Consider the following 23,324-nt stretch of genomic DNA (forward strand, 5'->3'; position numbering starts at 1 on the left):
GTCGCGGGTTCGGGAGCGGACCGTGGCCCGCATGTCGTTCGCTGACGTTATCCTCGATGACAACGGGAAGAATTGAGCATCGGCACTGCGAACGAGATTCGAGGGCGACCGTGTCCGGGCCGGATCCGCTGTCCACGCAGCGCGACGTCGGAGCCGACGTCGCATCGGAACTCGCCCTTGCCGGATTCGTGGACGCGTACGAAATCGGCCGTGGCGGTTTCGGAATCGTGTATCGCTGTCACGAGGTCGCGCTCGACCGGACGGTCGCGGTCAAGGTTCTGACCTCGCACCTCGCGCCGGACAATCTGGAACGCTTCCTCCGCGAGCAGCGCGCCATGGGCCGCCTGTCCGGGCATCCGCACATCGTCAACGTGATGCAGGTCGGGACCACCGTGTCCGGTCGGCCGTACCTGGTGATGCAGTACCACCGCCGGGATTCGCTGGACGCCCGGATCCGCCGCACCGGCCCGGTCGGGTGGGAGGAGACCCTGCACCTGGGGGTCGCGCTGGCCGGGGCGCTCGAGACCGCCCACCGGCTCGGCATCCTGCACCGCGACGTCAAGCCCGCGAACATCATGCTCACCGAGTTCGGGGAACCGCAGCTCACCGACTTCGGGATCGCGCGGATCCGCGGCGGATTCGAGACGGTGACCGGCGAGATCACCGGGTCGCCGGCGTTCACCGCACCCGAGGTGCTGGCCGGGCACACACCGACACCGGCGTCGGATGTCTACAGCCTCGCCGCGACACTGTTCTGCGCGCTCACCGGGCACGCCGCATTCGAACGCCGCAGCGGCGAGAAGATCGTCACCCAGTTCGTGCGGGTGAGCACCGAACCCATCCCGGATCTGCGCGAGGAGGGTGTGCCCGACGCCCTCTGCGCGGCGATCGAGCAGGCCATGTCGGCCGATCCGCGGGACCGGCCCGCGACCGCCGCGGAATTCGGTGAGCAACTGCGCGAAATCCAGGCACAGCAGGGCCTGGTCGTCGACGAGTTGTCGATCGCCGGTGCCTCCGACCATGCGCACGAGCCGCTGGTGTCCGGGAGCACAACCGGGACGAGCGGACGCAGCGTCCGGCGCACCGGAGCGGCCTCCCGGGTCACCACCCCGCCGGCCCCGGCCACCCGATTCCGCCCGCCGGTGCCGACCCGCCGGCTCGTGGCCCGGCGCAGACTGCTCGCTCTGCTCGGCGGTGAACGCCGTCGGCGCCTGATCGCCGTGCACGCGCCACCGGGCTTCGGCAAGACGATGCTGGCGTTGCAGTGGCGCTACGTGCTCGACAACAGCGGCGTCCCGGTCGCGTGGCTGAACGTCGATCGGGACGACAACAACGTCGTGTGGTTCCTCACGCACCTCGTCGAAGCGTTCCGTCAGGTCCGCCCGGAACTGGTCGGGGACCTCACGCAGACCCTCGCCGAACACGGCGACGAGGCCGAGAGGTATGTGCTCACCTCGCTGATCGACAGGATCCACGCGGCCGGGGAACGAGTCGTGATCATCCTCGACGACTGGCACCGCGTCACCGACCGGGCGACCGTCGCGGCGATGGGGTTCCTGCTGGACAACTGCTGCCGCCATCTGCAGGTGATGGTCGTCGGACGGACCCGGGCGGGACTTCCGATGAGCCGGATGCGGGTGCGTGAGGACCTCATCGAAATCGATTTCCACGAACTGCGTTTCAGCGTCCAGGAGGCTCGCGAATTCCTCGTGGACCAGTGCTGCCTGGCACTCGACGACGAACGCGTGGCGGCGCTGACCGCGGCGACGGACGGCTGGCCGGCGGCACTGCAGCTGGCCTCGATGTCGCTGTGCGGGCTCGACGACCCGGACGACTTCATCGCCCATCTGTCCGGCCGTCACCGCGACATCGGCGAGTTTCTCACCGAGAACGTCCTGGCCTCGCTGGAACCGGAACTCGTCGACTTCCTGCTCACCGCGGCCGTCACCGAACGCACCTGCGGAAGCCTCGCCTCCGCACTCAGCGGGCACGAGCGAGGGCAGGCGATGCTCGAGGAGATCGAGGAACGCGACCTGTTCCTGCACCGCGTGGACCAGGAGGGGAGGTGGTTCCAGTTCCAGCCGTTGTTCGCCGAGTTCCTGCGCCAGCGTCTCGAACGGGACCATCCCGAGCAGTTGCTGCAGTTGCATCGCAGCGCTTCACAGTGGTGCGAGAAGCACGACATGCTCATCGAGGCCGTCGACCATGCGCTGGCGACGGGTGACGACGAGCGCGCCGTCGACCTCGTCGAACGCAACGGCCGCCGGCTTCTCGAAAACGGCCGGGGATCGGTTCTGCTCGGTCTCGTCGAGAAGCTGCCCATGGCGGAAGTGACGCGTCGTCCCCGCCTGCAACTGGCGATCGCGTGGGCGAACGTCGTCACCCACCGCCCGCAGCCGGGACTGCGGGCACTCGGTCTCGTCGAGAGCGGAATGGCGTCCGGTGCCGTCACGGGCGAGGAAGCCGCGGACATGGTCGTGGAGGTGGAGGTCATCCGCGGTCTCATCGACGTGCGCGCCGATCGGAGCGGGCGCAGCGCCGACATCGTCGAACACTGCCTGGCCCGGGCCGAGACCCTCCCGTCCGTGGTGGTCTCGACCGGACTGAACACCGCCACGTTCGACGCCGTGTACCGCGGGGAATTCGACGAAGCACGTCGCCTGCAGGAACTCGCGCGGCCGTATCACGAACTCAACGCCGGACCGTACAACCTGATGCACGGGCACACCCTGCTCGGTCTCGCCGCATTCGAACAGCTCGACGTCGACACCGCCGCCGAGCACTTCCGGGACGCCCTGGCCCTGTCGCGGCGCGTCGGCGGCCGGCACTCGTCGGCGGCTCTGCTCGCGGGATCGGTTCGCGGTGAGTTCCTGTACGAGAGAGGCGAACTCGACGAGGCGGCGCGACTGCTCGACGACGGTTACGCGCTCGGTGCCGAAGGCGGCGTCGTCGACTTCAAGATCGCCCGGTTCGTCGTCGGCGCGCGCATCGCCGCGGTACGCGGCAACCGCGACATCGCGGCCGAACGGTTGCGCGACGGCGCCGACGCGGCCGCGAGCATGCACCTCGACCGGCTGGCCGCGGCCGTCGAGAACGAACGCATCCGGTTGGACCTGTCGCCGGTGCGCCGGCCGCGACCGGTCGCGCGGTACGGGTCCGACCGACCCGAAAGCGGAACCGCCCTGCTGACGGCGCAGATCGACGACGCGACCGCGATCCGGCTCCTGCTGTCCGACCCCACCGCCGAGCACACCGACCTCGCCTGCCGGTGGGCCTCGGAGTGGGTGCAGAGGTGGCGGGACGGCGCGTGGCCCCGGAGAACCCTGCTCGCCGAACGGCTCCTGGTGGCGTGCCTCGCCGCGGCGGGGCGCGACGACGAGGCCGCCGACCTGCTCGTGACGGTGGCCGACGTCGCCGCGCGCGCGGGACTGGCCCGCCTCCTACCGGACGGCGGCCCGTACGTGATCGAGGTGACGCGGCGCGTCCTCGACGACATCCGTGCCGACCGGGCACGCCCGGGATGGCCCGCCGTGCCGGCCTCGTTCCTCGAGGCAGCGGTCACGGCGGGGTCCGTACATCGGGTCTAGCGACTCAGGTCCAGACGGTGTCGATGTCGGTGGCCTCACCGGCCGGCGGAATGGGCGCACCCGCAGGCGTGCGCGAGAAGCGCGGCGCCGGCGCGTGCTGCGTGACCCCGTCGAGTTCGATGAGCGAGCCGCGGGCGGCGATGTGCTCGTTGTTCGGTGCCTCGGCCCAGGTCAGGACCGGGGACACACAGGCATCGGTGCCCAGGAAGATCTCCGACCACTCGTCGCGGGTCTTGGTGAGGAACGTCTCGGTGAACAGCTTCTTCATCTCGGGCCAGGCCGACCGGTCGAGCTGCTGCGGCAGGTTCGCCGCATCGAGTCCGAGGCCCTGCAGCAGCAACGCGTAGAACTGCGGCTCGATCGCCCCGACCGCCATGTACTTGCCGTCCGAGGTCTCGTACACGTCGTAGAACGGTGCGCCGGTGTCGAGCAGGTTCGTGCCCCGCTCGTCCGACCACACGCCGCGGCCGCGGAACGCCCACATCATGTGCGAGAGCGCGAGCGCGCCGTCGACCATCGCCGCGTCGACGACCTGCCCCTTGCCGGACGTCTGCCGCTCGACGAGCGCGGAGAGGATGCCGAAGATCAGGAACATCGAACCGCCACCGAAGTCGCCGACCATGTTCAGCGGCGGCACCGGACGCTCACCCTCGCGACCGATCGCGTGCAGCACACCGGTGAGCGAGATGTAGTTGATGTCGTGACCGGCGGCGTTGGCCAGAGGGCCTTCCTGACCCCAGCCGGTCATGCGGCCGTAGACCAGACGCGGGTTGCGGGCCAGCGCGACGTCGGGGCCGAGACCCATGCGCTCGGTGACGCCGGGACGGAATCCCTCGATCAGGACGTCGGCGCGCTCGATGAGCCCGAGCACCTTCTCGACCTGCTCGGGATCCTTGAGGTTGGCCTCGACGACCGTACGGCCGCGCTGGATCTGGTCGCGGTGACCGGCGGGCGGGATCAGTCCGGGACGCTGGACGCACACGACGTCGGCGCCGAGATCGGCGAGCAGGGTCGCGGCGTGCGGACCCGGGCCGAGACCGGCGAACTCGACGACGCGGATACCCGCGAGCGGACCCTTCTTCTCAACAGCTTCAGCGGACACTCGGCGAACCTCACTCGGGACGTTGGGACCTGTTCTCCGTGAGGTTACCTTTAGCGATCGCTAGATGTGCCGGTGGTCACCCCTCGTACAGGTCGGCCTCGCCGAGTCGGGTCGCTTCGAGTGCGTGCTCGAGCGTCGGGTGCCGGTAGACCGAGACCACCTGGTCGTCGACCACCCGGAAGGCCAGTGCCTCCTCGACCGCTTCGTCCGGTGCGGACGCCCACGTCGCGGTCTCCTCGACGACGACGATGCCGCCGTGCACGTACATCCGGCCCGGGGTGAGCGTCACGCCGGACGTCGTCGCCCACTCCCGGAGCTCGTCCAGGCCCTGATCCTCGTCGTCGTCGTCCGTCGGCAGGACGATGTCGTCGCTGGACAGTTCCAGCAGTGTTTCGACGTCGTTGTCGTTCACGGCGTCGTGCCAGGCGAGGACGGTGGCGATCTCCGAGGTGCTCATAACCGCAGATGCTAGTCAGTGGCAGGGGGCGGTGGGTGAATGTCGTGATTCGGTTGCCGGTGCCGGAGGCGGGGGAGCACAGTGGATTGCATGACGATCAGCGGCCAACTCGTGGGTTTCGTGCCGAGCACCGATCTCGATGTCTCGGAAATGTTCTATGTCGACACGCTCGGATTCCGGAAGATCGCCCGCGACCACTTCGCCCTCGTGCTCGACGGTGGCGGTGGCACGCCGGTGCGGGTGACGCTGGTGCAGTCCCGGGCCGACACCGGTTACACGGTGCTGGGCTGGCAGGTCGACGACATCAACGCCTCCGTCGAGGCGTTGCGGGACAAGGGCGTCGACCTTGTCCGATACAAAGGTATGGATCAGGACGACCACGATGTCTGGACGGCCCCGGACGGCATGCGGGTCGCCTGGTTCCGCGACCCGCACGGCAACGTGCTGTCGTTGACGCAGCCGCCGGCCTGACCGGCGCCGTCGCGGCGGGTCACCCGCCGAGGAAACTGCCCCACACGAATCCGGCGAGCAGGACCGAGAACCCGCCCATCTCGCCGACGATGAGCGCGGTCATCGCGACGGTCGTGGTCCGGTCCGGACGCTCGAACTGGTTGGTGGTGTCGCGCAGTGCGCCGTGCACGATGTAACTGCCGATCGCAATCACGAAGAACGCCACCAGCACTCCGGCGGCGACCAGGTTCACCGCCGTCGGCCACGCGCTCAACTCGACGAACACCGCGGTGAGCAGCGTCGCGAACGAGTACAGCAACGCCGAACGGTGTGCGATGTCGACGTACGGGTGCGCGAGATGGTTCTCCGACGTGACCATCTGCCGGTACTTCCATACGCCGAGGCCGAGCGCGAGCACGAAGATCAGCCCCGCGGCGAGCACCGTCAACTCCGTATCGATCCCCACATCCATCGCGCAAGTATGGCGGCGGGTGCGGGATTGCACCAGATTCAGCTGCAGCCGCTGGTGTTTCCGCACGACGGACACGCATGGCACGAACCGGAGCGCTGCATCCGGACCCCGCACTGCATGCAGTACGGGGCGTCCGACTCCCGGCCGGAGGTGCCTGCATGGCCCTGGCGGGTGTCGGTGACCGTCTCGGCGGTCTCGGCGGTCTCGGTGCCGCCGGGCAACCGGTCCGACCGTTCCGAGGTGGTGCGGATACCCAGATCCATACGGACGTCCGGTTCCAGGTAGTCGATCGCGAGCCGCCGGAAGATGTAATCGAGGATCGACGTGGCCAGCCGCAGATCGGGATCGTCCGTGATGCCCGCGGGCTCGAACCGGGTACTGGTGAACGCCCGCACGAATGTGCTCAACGGAACCCCGTACTGCAGGCCGTAACTGACCGACATCGAGAACGCATCCATGATCCCGGCCAGGGTCGAGCCCTGCTTCGACACGCGCAGGAACATCTCCCCGGGCCTGCCGTCGTCGTACTCGCCGATCGTGAAGAAGCCCTTGCAGTCCGCGACCCGGAACTCGAAGGTGCGCGAATTGCGGGTCCGCGGAAGGCGTTCGCGTCGCGGGGCCGGCACCGCCGCATCCGGAACCGTGGTCCCGGGGATTGTGCTACCGGGGATCGGGGGCGCCGACGTCGTCTGCGTCGGTGCGCCCGACAACGGTTGTCCGAGCTTGCAGTTGTCCCGGTACACCGCGACCGCCTTGAGCCCCAGTCGCCAACTGTCGAGGTACAGATCCTCGATGTCGCGCACGGTCGCGGACTCGGGCAGGTTCACGGTCTTCGAGATCGCCCCCGACAGGAACGGCTGCACCGCCGCCATCATCAGCACATGCCCGCGCGGCTCGATCACGTTGTCGCCCATCGATGTCGCGAACACCGCGCGGTGCTCGTCGCGGATGTGCGGGGCGCCGGTCAGAGTGCGACGGGTGTCCAGGTGGGTCACCACGTCCGCGACCTGCGCCGGGGTGTAACCGAGTCGCGACAGGGCGCGCGGCACCGTGCGGTTGACGATCGACAGCGTGCCGCCGCCGACCAGCTTCTTCGACTTGACCAGCGCCAGATCCGGTTCGATACCCGTTGTGTCGCAATCCATTGCGAGACCGATCGTGCCGGTCGGGGCGAGCACCGTCACCTGGCTGTTGCGCACACCGTGCTCGGCCGCCCCCGCGACCGCCTCGTCCCAGCTCTCCCGGGCCGCGGTGAGCACCGGACCGGGAGCGAGATCGGCGTCGACGTCGTCGAGTGCGCCGCGATGCCGCGCGAGCACGGCGAGGGTCGGTTCCCGGTTCTCGGCGAATCCGTCGAACGGCCCCAGCCGCTCGGCCAGGCGCGCCGAGACCGCGTAGGCGTGCCCGGTCATCAGGGCGGTTATCGCCGCGGCGTACGCGCGGCCGGCATCGCTGTCGTAGGGCAGACCCGAAGCCATCAGCAACGCACCGAGATTCGCGTATCCCAACCCGAGCTGGCGGAACCGCCGCGAGGTCTCACCGATCCGCCCGGTCGGATAGTCGGCGCGGCCCACGAGAATCTCCTGGGCGGTGATGAGTACCGCCACCGCGTGCCGGAACCCGTCCACGTCGAACGTGCCGTCCTCGAGCAGGAACGTCAGCAGGTTCAGGCTCGCCAGGTTGCATGCGGAATCGTCGAGGTGCATGTACTCCGAGCACGGATTCGACCCATTGATCCGGCCGGTCACCGCCGCGGTGTTCCAGCGGTTGATGGTGGTGTCGAACTGGATGCCCGGGTCCGCGCACTCCCACGCAGCAGATGCGATGCGCCCGAACAACTCTCGTGCCGACACGGTACGCACCGTCGAGCCGGTGGTGACCGCACGCAGCGGCCACTGCGCGTCGTCGACGACCGCCTGCATGAACTCGTCGGTGACCCGCACCGAGTTGTTGGCGTTCTGGTACTGCACCGAATGGCTGTCGCGGCCGTCGAGTCCCATGTCGAAACCCGCGGCGTCGAGCACGCGGGCCTTACGTTCCTCGATGGCCTTGCACTCCACGAACTCCTCGATGTCGGGATGGCCGACGTCGAGGATCACCATCTTCGCGGCCCGCCGGGTCTTGCCGCCGGACTTGATGGTCCCGGCCGAGGCGTCCGCGCCGCGCATGAAACTGACCGGGCCCGACGCGGTACCGCCCCCACCCAGGGGTTCGGCGGACGACCGGATCCGGGACAGGTTGACCCCGGCCCCGGAACCGCCTTTGAAGATCACCGCCTCCTGCCGGTACCACTCGAGGATCGAATCGATGCTGTCGTCGACCGACAGGATGAAACAGGCGCTGGCCTGCTGCGGAACGTCCGGGACGCCGATGTTGAACCACACCGGGCTGTTGAACGACGCCTTCTGGTGCAGGAGCAGGTACGTCAGTTCGGCCGCGAACGCCTCCGGGTCGTCGAGGTGGCCGTCCGCGGTGCCCCACGCGGTGATGGTGTCGACGATGCGGGCGACGACGTCGCGCAGCGAGGTCTCCCGGCCCGGCGAGCCGAGTTCGCCGCGGAAGTATTTCTGGCTCACGATGTCCGTCGCGTTCTGCGACCAGCCGGACGGGAACTCGACATCCTTCTGCTCGAACACCACCGCGCCGGTGCCGTGGTGCACGATGCGGGCGTCGCGCCGCTGCCAGTCCACCTCGTCCGCGGGATCACGGCCGGCGGTGGTGAAGTGCCGGACATCGGCGGCGGTGAAATCCCGCACGTCGGCGCGGCCCATGTCGGGCGCGTCACCGTCGTGCTCGTGCGTCCTGCTGTCCGTCTGGCTACTGCCCATCGCATCCTCCCGGAACGAACGCCGGTGCCACATATAGTCCCACCATGATCTCACCGCGTCTCGGCACTCCGCTGTCGCCGAATGCCACTCGTGTCCTCATGCTCGGCGCAGGCGAACTAGGGAAAGAAGTCACCATCGCGCTGCAACGGCTGGGTGTGGAGGTGGTCGCCGTGGACCGGTACTCGAACGCGCCCGGGCAGCAGGTCGCGCATCGCGCCCACACCGTCGACATGGGTGACCCCCAGGCGCTCCTCGCGATCATCGAGGCCGAACGACCCGACCTGGTGGTCCCCGAAATCGAGGCCATCGCCACCGACGCGCTCGCCGTCGTCGAGGAACGCGGGCTCGCCGAGGTCATTCCCACCGCGCGCGCCACGCAGCTGACCATGAACCGGGAAGGAATCCGGCGTCTGGCCGCCGAGGAACTGGGCCTGCCCACCTCGCCCTACCGGTTCGCCGAATCGCTTGCGGAGGTGCTCGCCGCAGCCGAGGCGGTCGGCTATCCGTGCGTGGTCAAGCCGGTGATGTCGTCGTCGGGGAAGGGACAGTCGACGGTGCGGTCCGCCGACGAGATGCCCGCGGCCTGGGACTACGCGCTGGCCGGGGGGCGCATCAACCACGGCAGGGTCATCGTCGAAGGGTTCGTGGACTTCGACTACGAGATCACCCAGCTCACGGTCCGCGCGGTCGGTGACTCCGGCGACGTCGAGACGTTCTTCTGCGAGCCGATCGGGCACGTGCAGAGCCGCGGCGACTACATCGAATCGTGGCAGCCGCAGCCGATGAGCGACGCGGCGCTGACCCGGGCACGGGAGATCGCGGCGGCGGTCACCGGCGCGCTCGGCGGCCGCGGCGTGTTCGGTGTCGAACTGTTCGTCAAGGGCGACGAGGTGTACTTCTCCGAGGTCAGTCCCCGCCCGCACGACACCGGCCTGGTCACCCTGCGCAGCCAGCGGCTGTCGGAGTTCGAACTGCACGCCCGCGCGATCCTCGGGCTCCCGGTCGACACGTCGCTGCTCGCGCCGGGTGCGTCCGCCGTGATCTACGGGGGCGTCGACGCCACCGGTATCGCGTTCGAGGGCGTGGCCGACGCGCTGCGCGTGCCCGAGTCCGACCTGCGGTTGTTCGGCAAGCCCGAGTCCTACGCGCGTCGGCGGATGGGGGTGGCCGTGGCCACCGGCCCGGACATCGACACCGCCCGGGCCCGCGCGGGCGAGGCCGCCTCCCTCGTGCGGCCGGTCGCACCGTGAGCGCCGGCGCGGAGGCCCTCGTCGGCCTCGCGATCCTCGTCGGCCTGTTCGGGATCGTCGTGCCGATCCTGCCGGGCACCATCCTGATCTTCGGCGCGATCCTGGTGTGGGCGATCCTCACCGGCGGGACCCCCGCGTGGGTCGTGTTCGCGATCGCGACGGTCGCCCTGGTCGTCACCGGCGTCGTGAAGTACACGTGGCCCGGCAAACGGATCCGGCAGGCGGGTGTGCCGACCCGCTCGCTCGTCGTCGGTGGGCTCGTCGGGATCGTCGGATTCTTCGTGGTGCCGGTGATCGGCCTGGTACTGGGTTTCCTGCTCGGCATGTACCTGTCCGAGGCGCAGCGGCACCGCACCCATCGCGGTGCGTGGGATTCGACGGTCGAGGCGACCAAGGCGGTCGGCCTGTCGATGCTCGTGGAACTGCTCGGCGGCCTCGTCGCCGCCGGCGCCTGGCTGTGGGCCGTGCTGTTCGTCCTCTGAGCTCAGCTCCGGACCCTTCCCCCGAAACGAGCGAACGGTACGTTCCGTCGGATCAACCGACGGAACGTACCGTTCGCTCGGAATAGAGGGGCTGTCCCTCGGTCAGGCCTTGTGGGGCTCCGACGCGCGGAACATGTCGTCACGCTCGACGACCTTCACGCGCTCGCGGCCCTCGGCCTCGCCCAGGCTGCGCTCGTGCGCGTCGAGGCGGTACCAGCCCTGCCACGTGGTGTACGGCAGCTCCTTGGCCTCGAGGAACGCGACGACGGCATCCGCGTCGGGCTCGGCCGGGGTGTTCAGCCGGCCCTTGGCGTGGTCCTCGAGCAGGTTCGCGACCGTCTCGTTCGCGTCGCCCTTGGTGTGGCCGATCAGGCCGACCGGGCCGCGCTTGATCCAGCCGGTGACGTAGGTGTGCGGCAGGAACCGGTCGTGGCCCTCGGCGGTCTCGTCGGCGACGACGCGCCCGGCCTCGTTGGGGACGGTGCCGGCCTGGTCGTCGAACGGCAGCTGCGCGATGTTCTGCGACAGGTAGCCCACGGCGCGGTAGACCGCCTGGACCTCCCAGTCGTTGAACCTGCCGGTGCCGCGGACGTTGCCGGTGCCGTCGAGCTCGGTGCGCTCGGTGCGCAGACCGACGACCTTGCCGTTCTCGCCGAGCACCTCGGCGGGCGACTCGAAGAAGTGCAGGAACAGCTTGTGCGGGCGGTCGCCCACGTCGCGGATCGCCCAGTCCTGCAGGGTGTTGGCGACCATGTCGACCTGCTTGGAGTTGCGGCGCGCGAGCTCGGAGCCCTCGTCGTACTCGATGTCCTCCGGATCGACGATGACCTCGATGGTGGGCGAGTGGTCGAGTTCGCGCAGCTCGAGCGGGGTGAACTTGGCCTGCGCCGGGCCGCGGCGACCGAAGACGTGCACCTCGACGGCCTTGTTCTTCTTCAGGCCCTCGTAGACGTTCGGCGGGATCTCGGTCGGCAGCAGTTCGTCGCCGGTCTTGGCGAGCACCCGGGCGATGTCGAGGGCGACGTTGCCGACGCCGAGCACCGCGACCTTCTCGGCCTCGAGCGGCCACTCGCGCGGCACGTCCGGGTGGCCGTCGTACCAGGACACGAAGTCGGCGGCGCCGTAGCTGCCGTCGAGGTCGATGCCGGGGATGTTCAGGGCCCGGTCGGCGTTGGCGCCGGTGGAGAAGATCACCGCGTCGTAGAACCGCTTCAGGTCCTCGAGGGTGAAGTCGGTGCCGTAGTCGAGGTTGCCGAGCAGGCGGACCTGCGGCTTGTCGAGCACCTTGTGCAGGGCGGTGATGATGCCCTTGATGCGCGGGTGGTCCGGGGCCACGCCGTAGCGGATCAGGCCGAACGGCGCCGGCATGCGTTCGAACAGGTCGATGCTGACCCCGGGATCCTGCGCAGTGTCGGACTTCATGAGCGCATCGGCGGCGTAGATACCGGCGGGGCCGGCACCGACGATGGCGACGCGAAGGGGACGAGTCTGATCGGTCATCAGGGGTCAACTACCTCTTCGGAGAACGGACGGACGTGATTCAGCTTAATTTAGGTTGCCCTCTGATGGGCCGACACGGTGCCGCGGCAGACGGGCGGCGAGTGCGTGCAGAACGCAGCTGGGTGGGGAATCGCTTCAGCGACAACACATATGGGCAGACACACGACAGAGGTCGACGGCGAGACGTCGAACGAGGTGTGCGTAGGCCATGAACCAATTCCTACCTCGAGAGGGTTTATTGAGGCAAATGCGCCCCGACCGGCGGCAATCGACCTCCACCTAGGATCGGGGGCATGGCAGACAAGCGACCCGCACCCGAACCGGACCCCGACGAGCCCGAACGCAGCACCGCCGGACCGTTCCTCGGGGCCCTCGCCGTCGTGGTCGTGCTCATCCTCGTCGTCGTCGCCGGGCAGGTCTTCGGACCGTCCGACGAGTCCCTGAGCGACTCCGATCTGGTGTCCCGGACGGTCGACGACTACGTGCGAGCGCACAACGCCGACGACGACGATGCGATGACGCGGCTTCGCTGCGCCGAGCTGCCCGCCGATCAGGCTCCGCTCGCCGACGTCGACGGGGAGGCCACGATCGACAAGTTCGGCACCGTCGACATCGAGGGAGACCGGGGCCGCGTCGAGACCCGCACCACCGTCGACGGAGAGCAGGACACGGTCGTCTGGTCGTTGACGCGCGTCGACGGCGACTGGCGGATCTGCACCGCCTGATTCCCCGCCCGCCTCGCAGGCCCCGACACGTCTGTGGAAAGCTGGTGCGGTGAGCTACGCAGGTGATATAACGCCGCAGCAAGCCTGGGAGCTGCTGCAGGAAAACCCGGATGCCGTGCTCGTCGATGTGCGTACCGACGCCGAGTGGAAGTACGTCGGGGTCCCCGAGACCTCGTCCATCGGTCGCCGCACCGTCTTCGTCGAATGGGTCGGCTACCCGAACGGTGCGCCCAACCCCCGGTTCGTCGACGAACTGCGCGAGGCCGGCATCGAAAAAGGGCCGGTCGTCTTCCTGTGTCGCTCGGGGCAGCGTTCCATCGGTGCCGCCGTCGCGGCGACCGCTGCGGGCCTGACCCCGTCCTACAACGTTCTCGAAGGATTCGAAGGCGCCCTCGACCCCGAGGGTCATCGCGGCGCCCAGGGCTGGCGGGCCGCGGGCCTGCCGTGGAGGCAGTCGTGAGTGCAATTCCCCAGGGTGGCGCGTTCCAGCGGCCACTGCCCGATTCGGTGCGCCCTGCCACGGTCGGTGTCCGCGGCGGCCTGCTGCGCTCCGGATTCGAGGAGACCTCCGAGGCGCTGTACCTCAACTCCGGCTTCGTGTACGAATCGGCCGAGGCCGCCGAGCAGGCCTTCACCGGTGAGGTCGACCACTTCGTCTACTCCCGGTACGGCAACCCGACCGTGAAGATGTTCGAGGAGCGGCTGCGGCTGCTCGACGGCGCGGAAGGCGCGTATGCCACCGCCAGCGGCATGTCCGCGGTGTTCACCGCGCTCGGTGCGCTGCTCGGCCAGGGCGACCGCCTCGTCGCGGCCCGCAGCCTGTTCGGTTCGTGCTTCGTGGTGTGCAACGAGATCCTGCCCCGGTGGGGTGTGGAGACCGTGTTCGTCGACGGCGAGGACCTCGACCAGTGGGAGCAGGCACTGTCGGTGCCGACCACCGCGGTGTTCTTCGAGACCCCGTCGAACCCGATGCAGACCCTCGTCGACGTCCGCAAGGTCTCGGAGATGGCACACGCTGCCGGCGCGAAAGTGGTGCTGGACAACGTGTTCGCCACCCCGCTGCTGCAGCGCAGCCTCGACCTCGGCGCCGACATCATCGTCTACTCCGGCACCAAGCACATCGACGGCCAGGGCCGCGTGCTCGGCGGTGCCATCCTCGGCCCGAAGGACTACATCGACGGGCCCGTGCAGCAGCTCATCCGCCACACCGGTCCGGCGCTGAGCCCGTTCAACGCCTGGACGCTGCTCAAGGGCCTCGAGACGATGCCGCTGCGCGTGCAGCGCTCGGTGGACACCGCGCTCGAAATCGCCCGGTTCCTCGAGACGCAGGACGCGGTGAACTGGGTCAAGTACCCGTACCTCGAATCGCATCCGCAGTACGAACTCGCCCGGTCGCAGATGAGCGGCGGCGGAACCGTCGTCACCTTCGAGCTCGCCGCCGCCGAGGGCGAAGGCAAGAAGAAGGCGTTCGAGCTGCTCAACAAGCTGCGGATCGTCGACATCTCCAACAACCTCGGTGACGCGAAGTCGCTCATCACGCACCCGGCGACGACGACGCACCGCGCGATGGGCCCGGAAGGGCGCGCCGCGATCGGCCTGGCCGACGGGGTGGTGCGCCTGTCCGTGGGACTGGAGGATCCCCAGGATCTCCTCGAGGATCTCCAGCAGGCGCTGTCCTGACCTGGTAAGCCGTGGGCTACGCTGCGGGTGTCCTGTCACGCCGACAGGGCACCCGCTGCGTTTTCGGTGAAGCCGGTGCGAGTCCGGCGCTGTCCCGCAACTGTGAATCCCGTACCTCGGGTGAGCCAGGTCAGCCGGCGTCGCGGGCCGTACGTACTGGTCCTCGGACGAAGGACGGTGGCGTGCCGCAACGCATCCGTTGCAGCCGTGCTGTTTTCGTCCTCCGAGCAACGGAGGATGGCTGTGCCCCTCGACAACACCCGACGGTTGTGCGCCGCCGGCATCACGGTATTCGCCCTCTTCGCCGCCGGGTGCTCCGGTGGCGACGACACCTCACCCGCCGGTGAGACCGACTCGGCTTCCGCCGACGTCCCGCAGGCCATCGTGTCGTTGAGCCCGACCAGCACCGAGATGCTCTACGCCATCGGCGCGGGCGACCAGGTGATCGCCGTCGACGACCGGTCCGACTACCCGGCCGAGGCACCCGTCACCGACCTGTCGGGCTTCACCCCCAACGTCGAGGCGATCCTCGGATACGAACCCGACCTGGTGGTCTCCAACGCCGACACGGCGGATCTCGTCGCCGGACTCGAACAGGCCGGGGTCGAAACCCTGATCCTTCCGGCCGCAGAGGACTTGGACGACACCTACGACCAGATCGAGCAGCTCGGCGCCGCCACCGGACACGTCGGCGAAGCGGCCGAACTCGTCGCGCAGATGAAGACGGACATCGACGAGACCCTCGCCGGCCTCCCCGAACGGGAAACTCCGCTCACCTACTACCACGAGCTCGACAACACCTTCTACAGCGTCACCGACGACACCTACATCGGGCAGATCTACGGGATGCTCGGCCTCAGGTCCATCGCCACCGGTGGCGACGGCTACCCGCAGCTGTCGAACGAGTTCATCCTCGAACAGAACCCCGACGTCGTGTTCCTCGCCGACGGGCAATGCTGCGGCGTGACGCCGGAAGTCGTCGCCGCGCGCGCCGGCTGGAACGAACTCAGCGCCGTGCGCGACGGTCGCGTCTACGTCCTCGACGAGGACATCGCCAGCCGATGGGGTCCGCGCGTCGTGGATCTCGTGCGCGAACTCGCCGCGATCGTCGCGGCAGCACCGGCAGCCCAGCCCACACCGTGACATCGACGCCGCGCCGCCGCGCCCTCGTGCTGGGTGGCGCGGCGCTCGTTCTCCTCGCCGCGATGCTCCTCGGGATCCTGGTCGGTCCCGCGGGGCTCACCGCGCGCGGCGTCCTGCTCGACATGGCCGATGCGCTGCCGTTCGTCGACGTCGACTCCGGGTTGTCCACGCGCCAGCAGGCGATCCTGTGGAACATCCGCATGCCGCGCGTGGTTCTCGGTGCCGTGGTCGGCGCGATGCTCGCGATCGCCGGAGCCGCCTACCAGGGCGTGTTCCGCAATCCGCTCGCCGACCCCTACCTTCTCGGAGTGTCGAGCGGTGCGGGTCTCGGGGCGACCCTCGCCATCGTCGTCGGCGGCGCAGCCGGATTCGCCGGGGTGCCCATGGCCGCATTCGCAGGCGGTTTGCTCGCGGTGGCCGCCACGTACATGCTCGGACGCTCCGTCGGCACCGGGCGCACCGAAGTGGTCATCATCCTCGCCGGTGTGGCCGTCGCTGCGTTCGCCAACGCCATCCAGACGTTCTTCATGCAGCTGCACGACGACACGCTGCGTCAGGTGTATTCGTGGATGCTCGGTCGCCTGTCCACCGACGGCTGGTCCGACGTCCTGACAATCCTGCCCTACGTGATCGTGTCGGTCGCTGTCATCGCGCTGCACCGGCGGACTCTCGACGTCATGTCGGTCGGCGACGTCGAAGCGTCGAGTCTCGGCATCGACCCGGCCCGCGTCCGTCTGGTTCTGGTGGGCGTGGCCACTCTCGGCACCGCCGCCGTGGTGTCCGCCAGCGGGCTCATCGGATTCGTCGGCATCGTCATCCCGCACGCGGTGCGCCTCGTCGTGGGTCCCGGCCACCGACTGTTGCTGCCGCTGTCGCTCATGGTGGGTGCGGCCTTCATCGTTCTCGCCGACATCGTCGCTCGCACCGCGATGTCACCGGCCGAACTTCCCATCGGTGTCGTCACCGCCGCGATCGGCGCGCCGTTCTTCCTGTTCGTCCTGCGTCGCAGCCGGGGTGTCGCATGACCGTGACGTGTAAGTCTGTGTCGGCCAAACGCGGAGGAGTCGAGGTCCTCCACGACATCGACCTCGTCGTGTCCGCCGGAACGTGGGTGTCGCTCGTGGGCCCCAACGGTTCGGGCAAGACGACACTGCTGCATTCGATCGCCGGACTGGTCGCCGCGACCGGCGACATCACCGTCGCCGGCGTGACGCCCCGCAAGTCCGGTCGACGCGCGGTGGCGCGGGCGGTCGCGTTGATGCCGCAGCGGCCGATCGTTCCCGAAGGGGTCACGGTGCGGGAACTGATCCGGCTCGGACGCACCGCCCACATTCCGCGTTTCGGCAGCGAGAAGCCGCATGATCTGGAGATCGTCGACCGGGTCATCGCCCGGCTCGAACTCGAAGACTTCGCGCCCCGCTCGGCAACCGAGTTGTCCGGCGGAGAACTGCAACGAGTGGTGCTGGCGCGCGCACTGGCGCAGCAACCCGACGTGCTCCTGCTCGACGAACCCACCAGTGCCCTCGACATCGGTCACCAACAGCAGGTGCTCGACCTCGTCGATTCCATGCGGTGCGAGGAGAACCTGACGGTGATCGCCGCGATGCACGATCTCACGTCCGCGGCCCAGTACGGCCAGCGCCTGGTCCTCCTCGACCGAGGACGCATCGTCGCCGACGGACCGCCCGCCGAGGTGCTCACCGCCGACCGGATCGCGCAGGTGTACGGGGCGCGGGTCGAAGTGCTCGACCGTCGTGACGGCCGGGCGGTACTGCCCCTGCGGGAACGGGAGGACGCGTGATGGAGGTCGTACTCCTCGGGACGGGTGCCGCCGACGGGTGGCCCAACCCGTTCTGCCGTTGCCTCTCGTGCCTCGACGCGGAGCGGCGCGGTGAAATCCGCGGGCAGACAGCGGCTCTCGTCGACGACGTGCTGATGCTCGACTGCGGGCCCGAAGCGCCGCGGGCGGCGGTGCGCGCGGGCCGGACGCTGGCCGGGGTGCGGCACCTGCTGCTCACCCATTCGCACGCCGACCATCTGGGACCCCAGGTGTTGTTGTTCCGGTCGTGGATCGAGGCGGGGCACGAACTCGAGGTGATCGGTCCGGTCGATGCGCTGGACGTGTGCCGTCCCTGGGTGGGGCCGGACGATCCGGTGCGCTTCGTCCCGGTGGCGGCGGGCGACCGTCTGGCGGTGGGGGAGTACGACATACGGGTCCTTCCAGCGCGCCACCGGGTATTCCGCGACGGCGATGCCGTGCTCTACGATCTCGCCGATGCGCGCGGGTCGCGACTGCTGTGGGCATGCGATACGGGAGTGTGGCCGGCGGAGTGGTTCGACGGCGTGCGCGGCGCGGGGTACGACGTGGTGTTCCTCGAGGAAACATTCGGTGACCGATCCGATCTGTCCGACGGGCATCTCGGGTTGCCGGAGTTCGCGACGATGGTCGAGGGAATGCGCGACGTCGGTGCGATCACGGACACGACGGATGTGGTTGCGGTGCATCTCGGTCACCACAATCCCGTGATGGCGGAGCTCGGGGAGCGGTTGCGTAGAAGTGGCGCCCGAGCCGGGCGCGACGGTGAGGTGGTGCACGTGGGCGGCGGCAGTCGGGGTGGGGGACATCGGACGCTGGTGCTCGGTGGTGTGCGGTCGGGGAAGTCCCGGCACGCGGAAGAGTTGTGTTCCAAGTTCCCGTCGGTCACGTACGTGGCGACGGGCGGTGTCCGCGAGGGTGACGCCGAATGGGCGCAGCGGGTGGCGCTGCATCGGGACCGGCGACCGGATACCTGGGCGACGATCGAGACGGTGGACGTGGCCGACGTATTGCGGTCGGCGACGACGCCACTGCTCATCGACTGCCTCGGTACGTGGCTCACCGCGCGCTTGGATCTGCACGGTGTGTGGGACGGAGCAGACGTCGCCGCGGTCGACGCGGATATCGACGAATTGCTCAGCGCGTGGCAGGCGTGTGCGGTTCCGGTCGTGGCTGTCACCAACGAGGTGGGTAGCGGTGTGGTTCCGGCGACGGCGTCGGGCCGGCTGTTCCGAGATCTGCTGGGCCGGCTCAATACCCGTGTGGCCGAGGTGTCGGACGCGGTAACCCTCGTAGTCGCGGGCATTCCTGTTTCCTTGCGCTGACCGCTAATACCATGGATGCGTCAATGGAGTCGAGATCTCTGATGTGATCTTGCTCCGTACCTTCGGCGACGTCTATGAAATCGTTATGTACATCGATCGTGCACAATACCCGGTCATTTTCCGAAATTTCTTGGGATAACTGTTCTTCGGGTGAGGATCTGCACCCCATTCGACCTGCGCGTATCTAGGAATCTAATTGTGCAAACGACTGTTTCTAGATTTCTGATACACGAAATATGAATGGCGTAACAAACGTGGCGTTTGTACGCATAATTCAAGCGTCCGTCAAACGCGCCTATTCGCGCTCCCATGAGAATGGAAACCCGATATGACCACAGCTGACCAGACTCAGAAGCGCCGCAAGGTCCGCGCAATCCTCGCTTCGGGCCTCGTGCTCGGCGTGGGAGCGGCCGTCACCCTCGCTGCCTGGAACGACTCCGTGTGGGGCAGCTCGATCTTCGGAACCGGTGACTCCCAGTGGAACCTGCAGGGTTACACCGAGGCCGCAGGTGACTGGGACGACTTCGCCATCGAAGGCGAGGCCGCAGCGATGACCTTCGTCCCCGACAACGAGGCTCTGGTGCCGGGGGTGCCGGTCTACAGCGTCTTCGGTCTGCACGAGGAGTTCGGCAACCTCGGGGCCACCATCGGCCTGTCGAAGGGCAACGTGACGGGAAGTACCGCCCTGGCCGGCCAGATCACCGTTACTGCAACCCTGGTGGACGGAGCGACCACTGCGTCCCCGGCGACATGTGACGGAACGACCACCGGCACACAGTTGTTCAGCGGCCTCCTGTCCTCGGCTCTGGCGTCGGACACGTCGGCGATCACGCTCGCTCCGGAGGGCTACGCCTGGGTCTGCTTCACGGCCGAGTTGAGCAGCGGCATCGCGGGTGATCTGACCCTGCAGAATCAGACCGCCACCGCCACCTGGGTCTTCAACGGCCAGAGCGTTTAACCCCCCAATGCTTGTGCCTCCCGGAGGGTGCCGGGAGGCACAAGCTGTCGTCTTCGTCTTCCTAGGATGGTCCGTACCGCCGTGCACGCCATGGTCGAACACAAGCCGCGCAGAACCGTCTGGTCGCGCATCGAGAACGCGCTGCTCAACCTGCTCGCCGCGGGTGGCGTGGTGTGCATCGGTTTGGTTCTCGCCGCGTTCTTCTTCGACATCTCGCTGATCCTGTTCAAGACGGGTTCGATGTCCCCGACCATCCCACAGGGCTCGATGTCTGTGGTGCAACGTATTTCGGCGGACGACATCAAGATCGGCGACATCGTCACCGTCGACCGCGAAGAAGGCGAACTGCCCGTCACGCACCGCGTGATCGCCGTGTACCCCCAGCGTCCGGGCGAGGCGCTCATCGAGATGCAGGGCGACGCCAACCCCAGCCCCGACCCTGGCCCCTACCGGGTTACCGAGGTCCGCAAGGTGCTGTGGTCCGTCCCCGGCGCCGCATCGGTCATCATGTGGTTCTCGGATCCGATGATCCTCGCCGCCCTCACCGTCGGCTGTGCCGCTCTGGTGCTGTGGGCGTTCTGGCCCCGGAAGAACGAGGCAACCTCTGCATCTGCTCAGCATGCCGATTCGAAGGAGCAGCAATGACGAACTCCAGGTCGCTGCGCCTGCTCGTAGCGGTACTCGGCGTGCTCACCGTGGCCGGCGCCGCGATCTTCAACATTGGATTCGTCGGGCAGACCCTCGCGAGCTGGACCGACCGCGTATTCGGGGGATCGACGTATGGGGTGAATGCAGCATCGTTGCAGGGTTATGCACATGCGCTGGGCGGTAGGTTCCAAATCAACCGTCTCGTGAGTTCGGAGACCGTGGGGGGTGCGACTGCGGAGAGATTCGCAACGAACACAGGGACAACGCAAACACCGGCCACGGGTTTCACCCAGTACCATAGCGACGGGCTACTCGGAATCGTTGCGACGGAACTCGACTCCGCAGTGTGCGCTTCCTACCTTTCTTCGTCGGATACCTGTGCGGACTACGGTTCGACTACCCCGCCGGTCCATTCGGTTGCCGTTGCGCGAAACCTCAAGACGAGCACGGGTGAATTTATTGGAGTCACCCGCTTCTTCTCCACGACCGGTGAACAATTCAAGACGACGGCCAGCTGCGTGCCGGGCACTGCCCCGACTGCCGGTGCGGTGCAATCGACCTCGGGTCGAATGTACGTGGGTGACAACACCAGCAACCCGATTGCCATTCCCATCGCGCCGTCCGGAGCCGGGACTCGGTCCCAATCGACGAGCAAGTCGTTCACATCCCTGGCTCGCTACGAGGTTGTGCTCACCCATACCAGAGTCCAGGAAGCCGACTACGCATCGTCGACTCTTCGGCTCAGAATGTCGGCCTATGCACTCGTGGTTGGTACTCATCAGTGGACACTCGATCTCGTGGTGCTCCACGCCGGTTGCGGGATCGGAACAGCAACGCAGCCGCTACCGAGCGTGAGCGCCGCTACGCCTGTTACGGCCTCGGCCGGCTTTGCGAGCGATACGCCACTGGCTTCGATGATGATGAGCCGGCAGACCGAAGCAACCACCTGTCCCACCGACGTCGACTCGACCGTTCCTGAGGACGAAGCGAACGTCGAGGAAGTTCACTTTGAGAACGTCGACATAACTCCGGTGGGTGGGGAGTCGGTCTCGGCAGAAGCGATTGATGCCGAACCTGTTGACAGCAGAGAAGTCCCGAATGAATCGGAAGCAGCCGACGACGTCACCGACAACACTACGGAACCGGTGTCTTGCGAGCCCGAGGGCGCAGATTCGACGGTGTTGTCGCCGGTCGACCTCCTTGTCGAGGAAGGAATCATCGGCGAAGCCGAACCCCAGTCGGAGCTCGCCCGTAGCGAGGAAGAAGGAGCCACGGACACCGAGATCCTCGCTGACGACGTCGACGCGCGCGACGTGGATGACGCCGGCGACGATGTGGAAGAGTCGGACAACTCCGAGGGCGATGCCGAACGGAGTGCCGAGGCGACCGACGAGGACAAGGCCGGCGAGAAGGGCGCAGACGTCGCGAAGGCCGACGGAGCGAAGGAAGCTGCGGACAGCGACAAGTCCGCAACGCGCGAGAGTTCGAAACCTGGCGACACCGAGGACGCCCCCGTCGCCGAAGGCACTCCGGAAACCGCCGCCCCGCTGAGTTCGACGAGTGCAGCTCCAGCTCCCGCCCCCGCGCCGGCTCCGGCTCCGAGCGGCCCCACCACCCCGAGCCGCGTGAGCACCGCCGCGCCGTTCACGATGGTCGCCACCGACGGCAGCGACGTCGGGGAGGCCACCGTCCGTGACATCTCGCGCACCGATGGTTGCGTCGCGGTGCTGCTCGACGTCACGACGTCCGACGGTTCCGGAACGACCACACTGAACGGTCTGCGTTCCAACGACTTCCGTGAGGTTCTCGCCGACGGCACCACCACGCCAGTCGGTTCCCCGACCGGGCCGTGCGCGGTGGACGCGCCGATGCCGACGTCGTTCGGGCCGAGCGCGACCTACTCGGGATGGGTGATGTTCGACGTCACAAACGGCGGCAACTCGGTGATGCTGCGGCCGGTCGGCACGGCAGGCTGGATCATCACCCTGCCGCCGGCACCGCCGTCGCCTGCGCCGGCACCGGTCGTCACCGCGACCCCCACTGCGGTCGAAACCGCGCCCGCCACCTCGACCCCCGCAACCACGGAGGAAACCGCACCAGCCGAAGAGCCCGTCGAGGAATAACGAGCCGAGCAGGAGGGGAGGGGCCATGCTTGCAGCTGCCCGTAGGGGAGGCCGCCTGATGGCGATCCTCGGCGTCGTCAGCACGGTCGCGGCGTGCAAGTACGGCTCCCACCTGCACCCGCAACCGAGCCAGGGTGGTATCCAGGCGAACTTCAGCACGAACCAGAGCGCGTCGGGGCCGTGGGGTGAGTACGCCACACAGCAGAGCGCAGGGCGCTTCGATTTCACGATCGACGCGCTCGCCCTGCAACCCGGCGAGCCGGTCTACGCGCCGATCGCGTTGCGCACCCTGCCCGCAGTAACCGCGCCGGTATCGGTCTCCCTGAGACCGCCGCTGACCACCCCCAACTCGGTCGCGGACGTGCTCAGGTACTCCGTTTCGGATGCGCCCGCTGCTTCGTGCAACGCCGCAGGTTTCGGGGTGGCGACGGTCGTCGACGACCTGCCGTTGTCGACGGGTAGCGGCACCTTCACGATGCAACCGAACACCATCCGCACCTTGTGCTTCCGTGTGGAAATCCCGGACGGCACAGCCCCACTCGACTTCGCCGGGCTGGCCGACACTGTGGCGGCGTGGGAGTTTCGAGTCCGAGGAGAGGATCCTCCGCGCCCGCCGAAGCCGGGCTTCGACAGATGCGGCGATCACCACCACTCGGCCTGGTTCGTCCGTAGTGGATTGCACTACGTGTACTGCTGGTCGTACTGGTGGAGGTGGTGGTGAGACTCTGTCTCGCCGAAGCGTGGGAAGGCCGCGTGGTGTGGGCCTGCTCGAGCGGCG

20 protein-coding genes and 1 riboswitch are annotated in these 23,324 nt (G+C 68.1%); of the genes, 15 read left to right on the forward strand and 5 right to left on the reverse strand.

Features of this window, described 5'->3' with window-relative positions; all coding sequences use genetic code 11:
* Positions 1-110: 110 nt before the first annotated feature.
* Positions 111-3,587, forward strand: a complete 3,477-nt coding sequence (locus tag M1M07_RS00745) for a serine/threonine-protein kinase (RefSeq protein WP_248672976.1) — start codon at positions 111-113, stop codon at positions 3,585-3,587.
* 4 nt (positions 3,588-3,591) lie between these two features.
* On the opposite strand, the gene M1M07_RS00750 is transcribed toward M1M07_RS00745, so the two are convergent.
* Both M1M07_RS00750 and M1M07_RS00755 read right to left on the reverse strand, forming a co-directional pair.
* Positions 3,592-4,689 carry a CaiB/BaiF CoA-transferase family protein gene (locus tag M1M07_RS00750; RefSeq protein ID WP_197252952.1) on the reverse strand — a complete coding sequence of 366 codons (1,098 nt, stop codon included), beginning with the start codon at positions 4,687-4,689 and terminating at the stop codon, positions 3,592-3,594.
* 76 nt (positions 4,690-4,765) lie between these two features.
* Entirely contained in the window at positions 4,766-5,146 is a 381-nt protein-coding gene (locus tag M1M07_RS00755; protein ID WP_248672977.1) for a nuclear transport factor 2 family protein, read from the reverse strand.
* A 90-nt stretch (positions 5,147-5,236) separates the two neighbouring features.
* Between M1M07_RS00755 and M1M07_RS00760 the strand changes: the two genes are divergently transcribed.
* Entirely contained in the window at positions 5,237-5,617 is a 381-nt protein-coding gene (locus tag M1M07_RS00760) for a VOC family protein (RefSeq protein ID WP_248672978.1), read from the forward strand.
* A 19-nt stretch (positions 5,618-5,636) separates the two neighbouring features.
* On the opposite strand, the gene M1M07_RS00765 is transcribed toward M1M07_RS00760, so the two are convergent.
* Together M1M07_RS00765 and M1M07_RS00770 are read right to left on the reverse strand one after the other, a co-directional pair.
* Complete coding sequence (locus M1M07_RS00765) at positions 5,637-6,068, reverse strand: hypothetical protein (RefSeq protein ID WP_248672979.1); 432 nt, start codon at positions 6,066-6,068, stop codon at positions 5,637-5,639.
* A gap of 38 nt (positions 6,069-6,106) precedes the next feature.
* Positions 6,107-8,839: a vitamin B12-dependent ribonucleotide reductase gene (locus tag M1M07_RS00770; protein ID WP_308200754.1), complete on the reverse strand. Its 2,733-nt coding sequence runs from the start codon at positions 8,837-8,839 to the stop codon at positions 6,107-6,109.
* A gap of 101 nt (positions 8,840-8,940) precedes the next feature.
* Here M1M07_RS00770 and purT point away from each other — a divergent pair, with 101 nt between their 5' ends.
* Both purT and M1M07_RS00780 read left to right on the forward strand, forming a co-directional pair.
* Positions 8,941-10,146 carry a formate-dependent phosphoribosylglycinamide formyltransferase gene (purT, locus tag M1M07_RS00775; RefSeq protein WP_248672981.1) on the forward strand — a complete coding sequence of 402 codons (1,206 nt, stop codon included), beginning with the start codon at positions 8,941-8,943 and terminating at the stop codon, positions 10,144-10,146.
* Complete coding sequence (locus M1M07_RS00780) at positions 10,143-10,628, forward strand: DUF456 domain-containing protein (protein ID WP_197252956.1); 486 nt, start codon at positions 10,143-10,145, stop codon at positions 10,626-10,628. The genes purT and M1M07_RS00780 overlap by 4 nt, the downstream gene beginning before the upstream one ends.
* A 102-nt stretch (positions 10,629-10,730) precedes the next feature.
* Here M1M07_RS00780 and M1M07_RS00785 read toward each other — a convergent pair whose 3' ends face one another.
* Positions 10,731-12,128, reverse strand: a complete 1,398-nt coding sequence (locus M1M07_RS00785; RefSeq protein ID WP_248672982.1) for an FAD-dependent oxidoreductase — start codon at positions 12,126-12,128, stop codon at positions 10,731-10,733.
* Between the two features lie 293 nt (positions 12,129-12,421).
* Here M1M07_RS00785 and M1M07_RS00790 point away from each other — a divergent pair, with 293 nt between their 5' ends.
* The 11 genes from M1M07_RS00790 to M1M07_RS00840 all read left to right on the forward strand — a co-directional run bounded on the left by M1M07_RS00790 (position 12,422) and on the right by M1M07_RS00840 (position 23,267).
* Positions 12,422-12,853 carry a nuclear transport factor 2 family protein gene (locus tag M1M07_RS00790; RefSeq protein ID WP_248672983.1) on the forward strand — a complete coding sequence of 144 codons (432 nt, stop codon included), beginning with the start codon at positions 12,422-12,424 and terminating at the stop codon, positions 12,851-12,853.
* A 49-nt stretch (positions 12,854-12,902) separates the two neighbouring features.
* Positions 12,903-13,313, forward strand: a complete 411-nt coding sequence (locus M1M07_RS00795; protein WP_197250330.1) for a rhodanese-like domain-containing protein — start codon at positions 12,903-12,905, stop codon at positions 13,311-13,313.
* Positions 13,310-14,533 (forward strand): O-succinylhomoserine sulfhydrylase, encoded by a 1,224-nt coding sequence (locus M1M07_RS00800; protein WP_248672984.1) that lies wholly within the window; start codon positions 13,310-13,312, stop codon positions 14,531-14,533. Before M1M07_RS00795 ends, M1M07_RS00800 begins: the two co-directional genes overlap by 4 nt.
* A gap of 21 nt (positions 14,534-14,554) precedes the next feature.
* Positions 14,555-14,690: riboswitch (cobalamin riboswitch) on the forward strand.
* 86 nt (positions 14,691-14,776) lie between these two features.
* Positions 14,777-15,676 (forward strand): ABC transporter substrate-binding protein, encoded by a 900-nt coding sequence (locus M1M07_RS00805; RefSeq protein WP_248673023.1) that lies wholly within the window; start codon positions 14,777-14,779, stop codon positions 15,674-15,676.
* Positions 15,677-15,738: 62 nt separating this feature from the next.
* The gene (locus M1M07_RS00810; RefSeq protein WP_231609838.1) at positions 15,739-16,701 is read left to right on the forward strand and encodes an iron ABC transporter permease; all 963 of its coding nucleotides are present in this window, start codon (positions 15,739-15,741) and stop codon (positions 16,699-16,701) included.
* On the forward strand, positions 16,698-17,477 hold the full coding sequence (locus M1M07_RS00815) for an ABC transporter ATP-binding protein (protein ID WP_197250327.1): 780 nt from the start codon (positions 16,698-16,700) through the stop codon (positions 17,475-17,477). Before M1M07_RS00810 ends, M1M07_RS00815 begins: the two co-directional genes overlap by 4 nt.
* Positions 17,477-18,817: a bifunctional adenosylcobinamide kinase/adenosylcobinamide-phosphate guanylyltransferase gene (gene cobU, locus M1M07_RS00820; protein ID WP_197250326.1), complete on the forward strand. Its 1,341-nt coding sequence runs from the start codon at positions 17,477-17,479 to the stop codon at positions 18,815-18,817. Before M1M07_RS00815 ends, cobU begins: the two co-directional genes overlap by 1 nt.
* Before the next feature lie 328 nt (positions 18,818-19,145).
* Positions 19,146-19,775, forward strand: a complete 630-nt coding sequence (locus M1M07_RS00825) for a SipW-dependent-type signal peptide-containing protein (protein WP_248672985.1) — start codon at positions 19,146-19,148, stop codon at positions 19,773-19,775.
* Between the two features lie 66 nt (positions 19,776-19,841).
* Positions 19,842-20,420: a signal peptidase I gene (locus M1M07_RS00830; protein WP_248672986.1), complete on the forward strand. Its 579-nt coding sequence runs from the start codon at positions 19,842-19,844 to the stop codon at positions 20,418-20,420.
* 41 nt (positions 20,421-20,461) lie between these two features.
* Positions 20,462-22,546, forward strand: a complete 2,085-nt coding sequence (locus M1M07_RS00835; RefSeq protein WP_248672987.1) for a hypothetical protein — start codon at positions 20,462-20,464, stop codon at positions 22,544-22,546.
* Positions 22,547-22,571: 25 nt separating this feature from the next.
* Positions 22,572-23,267, forward strand: coding sequence for a hypothetical protein (locus tag M1M07_RS00840; protein ID WP_248672988.1), 696 nt, complete (start codon positions 22,572-22,574; stop codon positions 23,265-23,267).
* Positions 23,268-23,324 lie beyond the last annotated feature (57 nt).

The sequence above is a fragment of the Rhodococcus sp. HM1 genome, from assembly GCF_023218075.1.
GTDB lineage: Bacteria > Actinomycetota > Actinomycetes > Mycobacteriales > Mycobacteriaceae > Rhodococcus.